The following is a 13,670-nucleotide window of genomic DNA, read 5'->3' on the forward strand; positions in this document are numbered from 1 at the left end:
CATTCCTTTCTAAGCTCCCTGATTATGTTATTATCCCGTCTTTGTATTCAGGAACTATTGTGAATAAGTCTGTTCGCAAACAGTATTCTATATCCTCCTTGCGCCCCAAAGCCTGTAAGCGGCTGCCATTTCTGCCGGCAGCGCCGATAGCGGCCAGGGACGCTTTGGCCTGACCGTACATCAGTAAAGCCCCGCTGGCGGCATCTGTCAACAGGGCCGCCGGCAGCGCTTCCCTGTGCAGTGTCTCTGTCAGGCAGCCCGCACAGAGAGCATCCTCCAGCGAAAAAAGACCGTCTGTCCCGGCACAAACAATCAAAACATCCTGGCCGCATTGTCTGGCTGTATGGCAAACCGCGCCGGCATTGGCAAATGAGCCAATTAAAGTCCTGGCGGCACCTGCTGTTGCTTTGATTGCCGCTGTACCGTTGGTTGTGGTCATAATAACCTCTTGCCCCCGCACACTGGCCTCTGCAAAATCAAACGGGGAATTGCCCAAATCAAACCCCTCTATCTTAATAGACTGACGCTCACCCGCTAACAGGGCCCCCGTCTTTTCCCGGGCCAGTAACCGGGCATCATTAACGGATAATACCGGCGTCACGCACTTGCAGCCGTTGGCCATAGCGGTAACAATACTGGTTGTTGCCCGAAACACATCCACTACAATACAAGTCGTCCGGGATAAGTCCAGCCCCCGGACTGCGGACGGCAAAAACGCGACATCAATTCTCATATCTTGTCTCCTTATATCAGCATTCTTACTGATTTATCCTAACGTAGGCCAAACTCCTGCCATACCTGCGGACAACTAAGAATAATCCTTAATGCCGCTACGAAGCGGACAGACTTTCCGGCAGAGGTTACAGGCATACACGCCACCACCGCCGGCAGTATATTTTGCCGAAGTACTGCGGCACTTGTATTGCTCAATAGTAACCCCGTCCAGCGCCTTCGCCGGGCAAGCCTCCAAACAAATTCTACAGTTAGGCCGGCAGGTTTGATAATCTGCCAGGGTATCAGGTTCAAGATCCTGATCGGCTATAATCGCCCCCAGCCACAGCATATTGCCGAACTGCGCGTTAACCAGAAGTGTGTTTTTCCCTATTTTACCTAAACCGGCCCGCACTGCAGCATGTTTTAACGACAATATCCCTTGCCCGTGCCGCCGGTCATCATCCCAGTAATCATATGGATCGGCCGACGGAACAGGCACCGCGCAGCCGCCGAGTTTTTCCAGTTCGGCAGCAACCTGCACTGTAATGGAGTCGATCTTATCCGCCAGTTTATTACGGACAAAGGTATACGCCGCCGGCGACGAACTTGACAGCGTACTTACCGGGAATTGCACGGCCACAACGATCACACTCTGGCAATCTTTAATAATGTCGGTCGGGTGAAAACCTGCCGGCGCATCGGCAAAGCGTGCTACAGAGGCTATCTGGCATAAATCGGCGCCCAACTCCCGGACCCGGCCCTTGATTTGTTCGGCTGTCATTGTTCTTAGCATCCCTTTTGCCCTCCAGATCAATCTTATTTCGAGGTATTAGCAAAACCTCAGCAAAATTGTATAGACTGCTATTAGAAATTATATTAACATAGAGTTATCAATAGGTAAAATTGATAATACTGATAAAGTGTTTCATAAAATCTGATGGGTGGAATATGAGATGGAACTGCGCGAGTTAAAAACTTTTGTTACCACAGCTAAATTATTAAGTTTTACCAAGGCAGCTAAAGACCTCGGCTATGCCCAGTCAACGATCACCAATCAAATCCAGGCACTTGAGCAAGACTTGGGCACCATGTTATTTGAGAGATTGGGCAAACAAATAAAACTGACCCAGGATGGTGAGTATTTATATACCTATGCCGACCAAATCCTTAAACTGGCCGACGAAGCCAAAGACCTGATTTCCAATTCGCTGACCCCCCGCGGCTCACTGACAATTGGCACAGCGGAATCTCTTTGTACGTACCGCCTATCTGAGGTTTTCAATTCATTTCGCGCTCTTTATCCTAAGGTAGAACTCAATATTCGTTTTGATACTTGTTGTGACTATCGGACACATCTGCGCAAGAACACAATTGACCTGGCCTTCCTGCCTGACATAACCTGTACCGAAAACGATCTTATAACCCATGTCCTTTTTGATGTGCCGATGGCGGTAATCGCAGCCCCTAATCATCCTTTAGCCAAAATGCAGCAAATTCTGCCGGCGCATATGAATGAGCAGGCCCTCATCCTGACAGAGCCCGGTTGCAGTTACCGCCGCCTGTTTGAGAGCATGCTGACGCAAGTGGGAGCAAAACCGGCGTCGGTATTAGGGGTAAGCAGCAATGAGGTTATCAAGCGGTTTGTTGCTGACGGCTGGGGCATCGGCTTTTTACCCTATGCCACTGTCAGACAGGAGCTGGCTGCTAACCGCTTACTGGCATTACCCTGGCAGGGTCCGGCTTTTGCTATTACAGCCCAATTACTGTACCATAAAGAAAAATGGCTCTCACCCGCACTGCGTGAGTTCATCAAAGTAACACTGGAGATACTAAAAAATACTACCGGCGCTGGCGTCGAATAACTTATTGCCGCTATACATATAAAAAGCACCAAGATTTGCTAATGCAAACCTTGGTGCAACCGGTTACTTGGCCGGATCACAAATCAGCACTATAACCTTCTTCACTAATTGCCGCCATTATATCCCGCAAAGTGATGCAATTAGGATCGAAGTCCACCTTTAGTGTTTTGGTTGCCAGGTCGGCCACCGCTGAATCCACACCATACAAGGCAATAATTTTGGATTCTACCGTATTTTTACAGTGTTCACACGTCATCCCTTCAACAGTTAAGGTAAAATTAATTTTAGAATTGTCGATCATATACCTTGGCCCCATAATAATTCCCCCATAACATTGTTGTAGTCTCCCCACTGCCCATTACAAATATTTCCATATTCATTATACTACAAAATATTCATTGCTGCTAGTACCTTCGGAGATTACTATTTGCCGTTATCGCCTCAGCAGGAAAAAACACCAGCCGCAGAACAAAAGCCTGCCGTTTTGCTTATCGAATATCTGCCTAATCTACAAATATTTTTTTAAACCCTTGGACAATATCTTTGGGATAGCCCATAGCTTCATAAAAGCTATGGGCCTCTTGGCGCCGGACGTGAGACAACAGAATAATACAATAGCAGTTTTGCGCACGGGCCTGTGCTTCCAGATATGCCATGAGCTTTTTCCCCACTCCCTGCCGCCGGCTCTGCCTGCTGACAATAATATTCTCCAGTACCATAAACGGCCGGCATTCACCGACGGTATCACTGCAGACAATCCCCATGACCGAGCCAAGCAATTTTTGCCGCTCATCTTTGGCACCAATGAAAATATAGCTGGCGTCAGCCTGAATCTTGGCAAACACGCTTGTTAAATTCGCCCGATTGGTTCCAGAGCCAAAAAGTTCCTCACCCAATACGGCAAATTGTTCTAAATCTGCCTGTTCAATAGCGGTTATTGTGATGATTGTCCCCCACACTCCTTTACAGCAACAGTATTATTTGTTGGTGATACTGCCAATGTTTTTTAAGGCAATGGATAATGTACCATCAGCATTATTAATAAACTCAATAAACTCTTTGTTTTGGAAATAGTCTGCCGGAAAGGTGATCTCAATCCCGGTATCGGTTTTAATCTTATGATTTTTTCCCTTCTGCAGGGCTAGAGTTCGATCCAGCTTTACGGTTTCGGGAATGCCGGCGCTTTTTACTTCATTAATATATTCTGCTTGCATTAATGGCGAAGAACGAAATACTTCCTTGCCTAACTCGACCGGATCGAGATATTCGGATATCTCAGTATTCTCGACAATAAATTTTTTTGTTTTCGACACAGCCTCAACACTGCTTTGGCCATGGTTCTCGGCCACCATTCTGGTAATTGAACTGACTAATTTAATTGTCTCTTTGGCCGAAATAAGCGAACTGCATTCCAGAATACGATCGGCCAAGATATAAGACTCTTCGCCATTGATACTGCGCTTTTTATCAATAAACCGAATAGCCAGCGAGTCCGCCTCAATCAGTGCATACTCATCCAGCTTCTGCGTCAGGCCGGGCAATATTGCATAATGGTTAATAATTTCATTTCTAATTTTCTCATCCTGATGCGTAACCTGATGAATGAAGCCGATTTTGTTATTACACTTTAACAGCGCAATAACGCGCTTACTGTCTATCTCACAGTCGCAAATAATCAAGTCCGTAGAGTCTGCGGCCTCTGACTGGGATATGGCTGTATATATTACATCCGCTATATATACGGAAAAGCCGGTAAAATCCGCCCTACCGTCCATATACTCTGCCAGTTGCTGTTTAAAATTGCTGTCAGGGTGAAAAGTTCCGGCTTTGGCATTGTGATCAGTAAAAGATTTTTCAATATGTTTTGCTAAAAATGTTACCACGCTGTTGCTTGTTATGTCCAGTTCCTGCTCGGAGAAGACAGTAATTCCGGAGTTGAAATCCAGGATATGTAAAATCGCGTGATTGACCGTTATTAACACAGACATCTTCCTTTGCTATTTCTGCAGTTAGTATAATGTAATGAAGCTGGGCCCACGTTTCCCTATTGAGGTTCTTCATTCGTTAGCTATTTCCTTTAATAAGGCCAGACAAAACTTACAAAAATCAAGCGGCCGGTTGCTGAAGCGGCCACTTAGCTTTTTGTTTAAAACCAGTCAGGCTGTTGAATACTATAAGAAACCAAGGCTTGTACTAAGCCTTAGGCAAAAATGGCAGCCGCTGGCTGCCCTTAGCCAGAGAAAGTTAACATTTTGCTCTGCAGAACAAAAATCCCGGGTGAGGACGGCATATACATATGATTACCTCTAATTACCAGTGGCTGCTCATACTGGCGCTGATACTAGTGGCAATAGTTTTTTTTGCTAAATCGATAATCCGCTTTAGCATTAAACACGCCATCAACTCTGCGCTGACAATGGTCCTTACAGATACCTATGATAAAAATCTGGCAGAATTATTGCCATCATTAACACGCTTTTCTCTGGTAAATCTGATAGAAATCAGTTTACGGGCCGAAACAGGCAAGATTATCGGCCGCCCCATAGGTTCGCCCAAACATTATCCGGATTATGATAATTTATTGTTTTCTCCCCGGCAAATGACAAAACTATCCCTGCCGCATAGTACGCATATAGATATGGGTGTAACCCTTGGCGTACAGGCAAAAAAGCCTCTGTATATTAAGATTCCGCTGATGATTGGCGGTATGGCCTATGGCTTAGGATTAAGCGCCGAAGCTAAAATTGCCTTAGCCAGGGCATCAAAAGCCCTGCAAACGGCTACCAATTCCGGAGAAGGGCCGGTTTTACCTGAAGAACCGGGGGAATCAGGTAAATATATCCTGCAAATATGCCGCTGGCCGTGGGGAGAGAGAACTGACCAGCAAATTGGCGCTGCCGATATGCTGGAGGTCCAAATGGGGCAAGGGGCAGAAATGGGCACTTCCCGCCTGGAAGCCGCTGATTTCGCCGGCCGGGCCCAGAAACTTACAGGGATAGCACCAGGCCAGCCGGCTATATCCTTTCCGGCTCCGCCCGGGGTTCATAACCCCGGCGACTGGCCTGGTTTTATGAGCAAATTACGCACCAGAGCCAACGGTATTCCCATTGCGTTGAAAATAATGGCGACAAACCGGCTGGAGGAAGAATTAGCGGTTGCGGTTGAATTAGGCTTTGATGCGGTTGTAATTGATGGCGCCGGCGGCGGGACTCATGCCACAGCCCCGATTATACAGGATGATTTCGCTATCCCCAGCCTCTATTCCCTGGCTCGGGCCAAACGCTATTTGAAAAATACGCAGATTAGTGTAATCGTCGCCGGCCGCTATTTCACACCAGGACAATGCCTCAAGGCCCTGGCTTTAGGAGCGGATGCTATCTACTTAGGTACCATTCCCCTGTTTGCCCTCACCCACAAGCAGATCACAAAAGTGACCCCCTGGGAACCGCCGACAACGCTAGTGTACTATAACTCGCCCAAAAAAACCCAGCTAAACATCGCGCAGGCGGTCACCAGTGTAAAAAATGTACTAACGTCCATGGTTTTAGAGATGGAAGCAGCCATGCGGATATTAGGAAAGTCGTCCCTCAAAGAACTTAGCCCTGATGACCTCGTTGCTTTGGATGCCCTGACTGCCGCGGCTACCGGTGTTAAACAAATGCCCCTGCCCGGCTTCAACTGCCAGAACAGCAGTCAATCCATGCCCGGCAATGAACAGTGCCGAAAGTCTCTGGCACATTTGCGTAACACTTTATGCGTTTCCCGGCGGTTGGTCAAATTGATGGAAGACCTAGCGGCCGAAATCAAACACTGCCAGGATATGCCGCATTTACAGCAATTGAAAATTGATTATAATATATTGGTCAAACAAAAAACTGATTTGGACAGTGTCTGACAAATTAACAGCCTCACATTAGCCGACACCGTTTTGCTGATACCAGATACCTTTTCCTCTCAGAATATTACCACCGCTCCCCGGTTTATCCCCTGCTTTCAGCACCCACAAATCCCAGCGCTCCACACTATGCTGAGGACCGTATTTACCTTGCGGATACCCGTTTTCCGCATAGCCGGGGTTACACCCGTCCATATTGTCGGCAGCCTCAGCATGCGTCATAAAGTGCTGTATATCAATGGGTATACTAAGTGCCTTGCTTAACACCGCAATCAGCTGGGCCATGGCCTCAATCTGCAGCGCAGTCGGCGGCTCCGGGCCCAAATCATTACAGGAATGGGCATTGTAAGCACAAGCCGCCACGATACCGATCGCACCGCTATTGCGAAAATAGGTATGACTTTTTTTTTCGCTCAAATCACTGGTGCTTACAAACACAGCGCCATCTTTACCAATATTAAAATGGTAATCATTAAAAAACTGATCATAGTGGCCGGCCGACCAATGCAAATATACCTTAACCGGCCAGCCATACCCCTGGGCAGACTGCTGCAGGGCTGCTTTAGCTGTAAAGGCCATTTGTTTGATCTCCGCTAAAGTCACTGGCTGCATGAGCCTGTCGTCCTGCCGCCCACTGCTTTCTTCCTGCTCCTGATCCTCATGTAAATCGGGTGTACCGGCAGCTTTCTGCATCTCCCGGATGGCGGCAACCTCGGTATCAATTACCCAGCCGATCAGTACTGTCGGCACCAGGATCCCCCGCCAGCCCAGGATTGCATTGACCTGGCCGATAGCCGCTGCCCGTTTTTCACTGTTGGCCATGCTGTCAGCAAACTTATCAAGTTGCAATATAATGCCGCGAATCAACTCGCGAAAGTGTCCGGCCGGCAACTTGGCAAAGAGAACAAATAATCCCATCGCCAGAATATTGGCCCCAATCAGTATACTTGCAATATATCCCAGTATCTGAAATTCATTGGAACTTATCAATAATAACGACCTCCTTTATTGTAATATATTTATGCAGTATGCTTTCTGACACATAAACGGTCCGGCGGTCTGAATTTTTTTCAATTACCGGCAGCCGGTCCCCTTCCCAGCAGCCGACTAAGGCAATGGGTGGGGGAAAACAATAATCCATAGACAAAAGTCTATGGATTATTGTTTTGCAAACAGCACTGCGAAGCCTATCCCCCCCGGGACAGTGGTTCGTTGCTCCAATTGTTATACGATATTAACAAGATCAGACTTCAATAAGTTCGTAGGCTTTTCTCCCCAGCCCGATCTTCTCCGCATAATCGACGCACACCAGCCAGTTTGTTTCCGGATGGGCAGCATGAAAATGATCATCCCCGGCCGCATTAGAATTTTTGTTTTTTAGCTGCTCTGCCAAATAACTGCCGGCAATCACTGGCGCCTGATTAGCCATATCGGCACAAGCCATATCCAGCGCCACCGGATCAAAGGAAGCAAACATGCCGATATCAGGTATAATCGGCAGGTCATTTTCCGCATGGCAGTCACAAAAAGGAGCTACATCAATCACCATGCTGATATGAAAATGCGGCCTGCCGTTCAATACCGCCCAGGTATATTCGGCAATTTTTTTATTAAGAACATCATTAGACTCATCCCAGGCCGCAACAATTGCATTAAAATGGCAGGCACCGATACAGCGGCCACAGCCAACACACTGCCGATGGTCAATTGCAGCCTTACCGTCGGCAACGGTTATGGCCTTATGAGCACAGTTTCTTGCACAGGCCCCGCACCCTACACAAGCTTTACTTCTTACCGCCGGTTTCCCGTCACTGTGCATCTCCATTTTGCCCGCCCGCGAGCCACAGCCCATACCGATATTCTTCAGGGCGCCGCCAAACCCGGTAAGCTCATGACCTTTAAAATGTGTCAGGCTGATTACTATATCGGCATCCATGACGGCCCGTCCAATTTTGGCTTCCTTTATATATTCGCCACCGGGTACCGGCACATAAGCCTCATCGGTTCCTTTCAGACCGTCGCCGATGATAATCTGGCAGCCGGTGCTGAATGGATTATAGCCATTCTCATAGGCGGCATCCAAATGCTCAAGGGCATCTTTCCGCCGGCCTACATATAAGGTATTGCAATCAGTAAGAAATACCTTGCCGCCTAAATCTTTTATCAGATCGGCAATCACTTTAGCGTAATTGGGCCTGAGATAAGCAAGATTGCCCGGCTCACCAAAATGAATTTTAATGGCGGCAAATTTACCTTTAAAATCAATCTGTTCAATTCCTGCCTGCTTCACCAGCCGCTCCAGCTTCTGCAGCAAATTCAGTTTGGCAGTGGCCCGCAAATTCGTGAAATAAACCTTTGACTTCTCCATTACACAGCCTCCTCTAGTTATATAAGTAAAAATCAGCTTTTATGAGCTGGATTGCAAACGTCGCCGCCGGCTCCTGCCGCAACCTTTTCGTAACACCCCAGTTTCTTATTAATCCTGGCCAGGCAGCCCTGCATCTGCTCAATCCTCTGTTCAACAGCCAGTTTGTGGCGTACTATCATTTGCCTGCGGGTTTCCATAGTACTGTCTCCTTCGATACAAAGGTCCACATAGCATTTGATCTCGCCGACAGGCATGCCTGTATCCCGCAGGCAGCGAATCAACATAACCCATTCCAGGTCATTATCGTCAAACACCCTGTTGCCGCTATGATCGCGTTTAACGAACGGCAGTAAACCTGCCTTTTCATAATAGCGAAGAGTATAGGCGGTCAGATTAAGCTTTGCGGCTACCTCCTTAATAGCATATCCCATAAGTCAACCTCCCACAGCATTCAGCTAAGCATGTTAAACCAGGCCGGAAGCGCAGTAACATGCCTGCATTTTATCATACACCTTAGAGTGTGCTCTATGTCAATAGGCACAGGTGTGAAAAACCTCCCGCTTCCCGGCTGCGGCCGGAAACAAAGACCGGAAGGTAGATAAAAAAGATCCGCAGACGCTTATTATCTGCGGACCCTTATTGCTTTACGGCCTTATTGTCTCCTTATAAACCTGCTTGCCCTCTTTCATTTCTATAATAACAACCCCTCTGACCGCATCATGAGTATCGTTCAGATCCATGTCGCCGCTTACACTCCTGAAATTCCTGGTTGCGGCCAGAGCCTCGCTAATCTTCGCTGCGTCCGTACTATTGGCCCGTTTAATGCCATCAATCAGCAAATAAGCGGCATCATAGCCCATCGCCGCCATGGAATCCGGTATTTGGCCGTATTCCTGCTTGTAAGCCTCAACAAAGGCATTAGAAACGGGATTTTTATCTTCTACTGAATAAAAGTTAGTAAAATAAGTATTATTCAAGGCGCTGGCGCCGCCGATCTCAACAAGGCGGGGCGAATCCCAGGCGTCGCCGCCCAGAACCGGGATATCAATGCCTAATTCCCTGGCTTGTTTTACAATCTTACCCACATCTTCATAGTACCCGGGAATGTATAATAAATCCGGATTTTGCGCCTTAATCTTGGTCAGCACCGACTTAAAGTCCTGGTCTTTTTGAAGATAGGCCTCTTCGGCAACAATTTGGCCGCTGCCCTGCGTAAAGGCAGTTTTGAATACACGGGCCAGGCCTTTGCTATAATCACTTGAATTATCAATCATAATCGCCGCATTTTTCGCATTGAAATTATGTAAGGCAAAATTAGCCCCCACGGTACCTTGGAAAGAATCAATAAAACAGGCCCGGAAGGTATACTTCTTTACTTGTCCTGTTTTTTCGTCGACAGTAACCTTGGGGTTAACGGTAGCCGCGGCTACAAAAGGAATCTTGTTGTCTTCCGAAACCGTTGAGCCTGCGATACCGCAGGAACTGACGGTAAAGCCGGTCACGGCAATTACCCGGTCCTGCGTGATCACTTTCGTCATCGCATTGGCCGACTCAGAAGGTTCCCCCTTATTGTCAGCGGCAACGATTTGAATCTGCTTTCCTAACACCCCGCCGCCGGCATTTATTTCTTTAAAGGCCAGCTTGGCACCGCTGGCGGCCGAGGTGCCGTAGGTTGCGGTGTTGCCTGTAAGTTCATAGATCATGCCAATTTTAATATCCTCGCCGGCCTTATTGCCGCACCCGGCAATTAAACCGGCAATCCATATCAATACAATGACCAGGCACCTCACCTTGGGCAATCTTCTCATCACAGTCATCCTCCTTACAAAATAATCAGGAAAAAATACCAAATCCGGTCTTGCAGCGAAAAATACTCCCCCCTCCCCGTATCAATGCAGCTGGCTAATGACAACCTCTTATTGGCATAAATTTTATTATAATTCAGTGTGTTTAGCAAGGACTTTTTATTATCTTGCCCGGGCACTATGCATGGCCGGTTGCCAGTGAATCGCCGGTTCACAGACCAGGTTAAGCAAGGAACGCCCGGTGCCGCTGATGCACTGACAGGCGGGCGGATTTCTGGCGATTGGAAAATAGTCCAGGAGCATTTGGCAATATATCCATTTACTCCGGCTCCGGCTCTTGCTATCCTAGTGGATAAGCACTGAGATTAATCCTCATTTACATTGCCTGCAATTATAATTACTTGCCCCGACAAGGCACCAGCCTAAACGTATGCAGAGGAGTCGAAGAGAATGAAGAAAAAAACGTCCCGCACCAAAAAAAGCCTGCTCTATGCCCTGATCGGCAGCAGTCTCTTTTGGCAGGTCCCGGTAAGCTATGCCGAAGAAGCGCCGGCCCCCGCCCCGGCTGAACAAACAGCCGCCGGATCGCGTGAATTTACTCTGGAAGGAGTAGAAGTTACCGCCAGCCGTGAAACCCTCCCGCCCGCCTACGCCGGCGGCCAGGTAGCCCGCGGCGGCAACCTGGGCATATTGGGCAACAAGGATTTTATGAATACGCCGTTTAGCATCGTCAGTTATACCGCTGAGACCATCGAAAATCAGCAGGCCGCCACCCTGCAAGACGTACTCAGCAATGATGCCTCCATCCGTTTCACCACCTCCAGCGGACATGCCAATGAAAATTTCTCCATCCGCGGCTTCGATGTAAATTATGAGCATCTTTATTTTAACGGCATGTTCGGCCTGGCGCCCGAGAATCGCGTGCCGGTCGAGTTTCTGGAGCGGGTGGAAGTACTCAAAGGGCCCAGTTCCTTTCTCTACGGCGGGGTAAACACCTCGGTGGGCGGCGCCATCAACCTGGTGCCCAAACGCGCCGGCGAGGAAGACATTACCAACTTTACCACCAGCTACACCTCCGAAGCCCATTTGGGCGGCCATCTCGACATTGGGCGCCGTTTCGGCAAGAACAAGGAATGGGGCATCCGCTTCAACGGTCTGTATGCGGATGGTGACACCGCAACCGACGGCCAGTCCAGGGAGCGGCTGCTGGCCGCGCTGGGGCTGGATTACCGTCATGACCGCTGGCGTCTGTCCCTGGACGCTTACGGCTCGCAGGAAAGCTTCGACAACGGCTATATCTCCATGTACAATCTGCCGCAGGGATATGTGAAAGCGCCCGACGGCTCGACCAATGCGTATAAAGGAATCTCCGGCACTTCCCGGAACAACGGACTGCTGTTTAAGGGCGAATACGACCTGCGGGACAATTTGACCGCTTACGCCAGCTTCGGCCAGGCGTCCAACAGGCAAACCGGCATGAGTACCGGCAACCACGTCAGGCTTCTGGCGGACGGGACGGCGCTCCGCCGCAATCTCTGGAAACAATATATGTGGAGCGACACAACTTCCGCCGAGGCAGGACTGCGCGGCTCGTATCAGACCGGTTCGGTAAAACACGAGTTGGTATTGAACGCCAGTAATACGGTTATCGATTCCGGTAATCCTAATAACTATCTTGTAGCACCAGCCTTATGGTATGCTTGGCCAGGTTCGTCGGTAGATCTATCTAATCCGGACTCGATTGGCAGCATTTTTGATAGTGTAGCCTGGCCGGAAAAGGGCAGGAAAACGAGTGAAACGAACCTGTCCGGCCTGCTGCTGGCCGACACGCTGTCTTTTGACGAAGAAAAAGTCCAATTAACACTGGGAATACGGCGGCAGAATGTAGAAACGAAAAACTTTAACGCAACTACCGGCAACACAAGTTCCGCCTATGACTCGCACGCGAACACGCCGGTCGTAGGGTTGGTCATCAAACCCTGGGGGGAATCGGTGTCACTTTACGCCAATTACATTGAGATGCTTTCCCCCGGCACAACCATCACGAATGCAGCCTATGCCAACAATGGGACAGTATTGGCGCCCTATAAAAGCAAGCAGCACGAATTCGGTGCTAAATGGGACCAAGGCCGTTTCGCCAATACCCTCTCCTTCTTTCAAATCACTAAGCCAAGCTTAGCCGACACCGTCATTGGGAATGAGACATTTCGAGACTATGACGGCGAACAGAAAAACCGCGGCATTGAATGGAGTGCTTTCGGGCAAGTGGCTAAAAACCTGCGTCTTTTGGGCGGGGTTACCTATCTGCGGAGCGAACTGGTCCGCACAGATAAAGGGACAAATCAAGGCAATACGCCTTATGGAGTTCCTAAATGGATGATGAACGCCGGCGTGGAGTGGGATACCCCGTGGAACGAGGATGTAACGTTATCACTCCGGGCCGTATACACCGGGACACAGTATCTCGACAACGCCAATACGACTAAACTGCCCAGTTGGGTGCGCTATGACTTCGGCGCGCGGTATAAAACTAACGTCAACAATGTCCCGGTTACCTTCCGTGCCAATATTGAAAATCTGTTTGATAAGCATTACTGGGCAGGAGCTTTTAACGATAGTCATGTCACCCTGGGCGGTCCCCGCACCGTTAAGCTGTCGGCCACAATGCAGCTGTAAGCGGGGTAGCAGTAATGAATATTACCATAGGTAATTCCGTCCGCCGGCTGCGAGAACTGTTGGCCGGCACCGACCCAGTAACCCAAACCGTTTTGCGCATTCTGGCCGCCGTTTTCGGCGGCTATGCGCTCAATGCCAGCGTCCTGACGGCCCTGGCGCTGCTGCTGCCCTGGCCCAAAGTCGAGATATTGTTTTTTACCGCCCTTTTCTCCGCCCTCATCTATCCGGCGGTACTGCTTTGGGTTTTTGCCGCCCCCACCGCCCAGCGCGCCTGGCGGGATTTGCTGAACGTTATCCTGCTGAGCGGGCTGCTGGCGCTGGTTGCCGCCTGGACAAACTAGAGGAGAAAA

At 49.1% G+C, this 13,670-nt stretch carries 14 protein-coding genes; 4 read left to right on the forward strand and 10 right to left on the reverse strand.

Going from position 1 to position 13,670, the window contains the following annotated elements:
* Positions 1–22: 22 nt before the first annotated feature.
* Positions 23–733 carry a 2-phosphosulfolactate phosphatase gene (locus SPTER_RS21440; RefSeq protein WP_144352251.1) on the reverse strand — a complete coding sequence of 237 codons (711 nt, stop codon included), beginning with the start codon at positions 731–733 and terminating at the stop codon, positions 23–25.
* Between the two features lie 75 nt (positions 734–808).
* On the reverse strand, positions 809–1,507 hold the full coding sequence (locus SPTER_RS21445) for an epoxyqueuosine reductase (RefSeq protein ID WP_144352252.1): 699 nt from the start codon (positions 1,505–1,507) through the stop codon (positions 809–811).
* A gap of 160 nt (positions 1,508–1,667) precedes the next feature.
* Between SPTER_RS21445 and SPTER_RS21450 the strand changes: the two genes are divergently transcribed.
* Positions 1,668–2,576: a LysR family transcriptional regulator gene (locus SPTER_RS21450; protein ID WP_144352253.1), complete on the forward strand. Its 909-nt coding sequence runs from the start codon at positions 1,668–1,670 to the stop codon at positions 2,574–2,576.
* Between the two features lie 76 nt (positions 2,577–2,652).
* Here SPTER_RS21450 and SPTER_RS21455 read toward each other — a convergent pair whose 3' ends face one another.
* From SPTER_RS21455 to SPTER_RS21465, 3 genes are all read right to left on the reverse strand, one after another.
* Entirely contained in the window at positions 2,653–2,892 is a 240-nt protein-coding gene (locus SPTER_RS21455) for a cation transporter (protein WP_144352254.1), read from the reverse strand.
* Between the two features lie 187 nt (positions 2,893–3,079).
* Entirely contained in the window at positions 3,080–3,535 is a 456-nt protein-coding gene (locus SPTER_RS21460; RefSeq protein ID WP_246105388.1) for a GNAT family N-acetyltransferase, read from the reverse strand.
* A gap of 18 nt (positions 3,536–3,553) precedes the next feature.
* A complete protein-coding gene (locus SPTER_RS21465) occupies positions 3,554–4,564 on the reverse strand; it encodes a nucleoid-associated protein (RefSeq protein WP_170233361.1) in 1,011 nt (336 codons plus the stop codon).
* Between the two features lie 308 nt (positions 4,565–4,872).
* Here SPTER_RS21465 and SPTER_RS21470 point away from each other — a divergent pair, with 308 nt between their 5' ends.
* Complete coding sequence (locus SPTER_RS21470; RefSeq protein ID WP_144352255.1) at positions 4,873–6,471, forward strand: FMN-binding glutamate synthase family protein; 1,599 nt, start codon at positions 4,873–4,875, stop codon at positions 6,469–6,471.
* A gap of 18 nt (positions 6,472–6,489) precedes the next feature.
* Here SPTER_RS21470 and SPTER_RS21475 read toward each other — a convergent pair whose 3' ends face one another.
* The 5 genes from SPTER_RS21475 to SPTER_RS24920 all read right to left on the reverse strand — a co-directional run bounded on the left by SPTER_RS21475 (position 6,490) and on the right by SPTER_RS24920 (position 10,947).
* A complete protein-coding gene (locus SPTER_RS21475) occupies positions 6,490–7,461 on the reverse strand; it encodes a peptidoglycan recognition protein family protein (protein WP_144352256.1) in 972 nt (323 codons plus the stop codon).
* A 253-nt stretch (positions 7,462–7,714) separates the two neighbouring features.
* Positions 7,715–8,839: a DUF362 domain-containing protein gene (locus tag SPTER_RS21480; protein WP_144352257.1), complete on the reverse strand. Its 1,125-nt coding sequence runs from the start codon at positions 8,837–8,839 to the stop codon at positions 7,715–7,717.
* Positions 8,840–8,871: 32 nt separating this feature from the next.
* Positions 8,872–9,270, reverse strand: a complete 399-nt coding sequence (locus SPTER_RS21485; RefSeq protein WP_144352258.1) for a MerR family transcriptional regulator — start codon at positions 9,268–9,270, stop codon at positions 8,872–8,874.
* Between the two features lie 213 nt (positions 9,271–9,483).
* Entirely contained in the window at positions 9,484–10,647 is a 1,164-nt protein-coding gene (locus SPTER_RS21490; protein WP_144353034.1) for an ABC transporter substrate-binding protein, read from the reverse strand.
* 159 nt (positions 10,648–10,806) lie between these two features.
* The gene (locus SPTER_RS24920; protein ID WP_170233362.1) at positions 10,807–10,947 is read right to left on the reverse strand and encodes a hypothetical protein; all 141 of its coding nucleotides are present in this window, start codon (positions 10,945–10,947) and stop codon (positions 10,807–10,809) included.
* A gap of 147 nt (positions 10,948–11,094) precedes the next feature.
* On the opposite strand from SPTER_RS24920, the gene SPTER_RS21495 reads away from it, so the two are divergent.
* Complete coding sequence (locus SPTER_RS21495; protein WP_144352259.1) at positions 11,095–13,320, forward strand: TonB-dependent receptor; 2,226 nt, start codon at positions 11,095–11,097, stop codon at positions 13,318–13,320.
* 14 nt (positions 13,321–13,334) lie between these two features.
* A complete protein-coding gene (locus SPTER_RS21500) occupies positions 13,335–13,661 on the forward strand; it encodes a hypothetical protein (RefSeq protein WP_144352260.1) in 327 nt (108 codons plus the stop codon).
* The last annotated feature ends 9 nt before the right edge of the window (positions 13,662–13,670 follow it).

Source organism: Sporomusa termitida (genome assembly GCF_007641255.1).
GTDB classification, from domain to species: domain Bacteria; phylum Bacillota; class Negativicutes; order Sporomusales; family Sporomusaceae; genus Sporomusa; species Sporomusa termitida.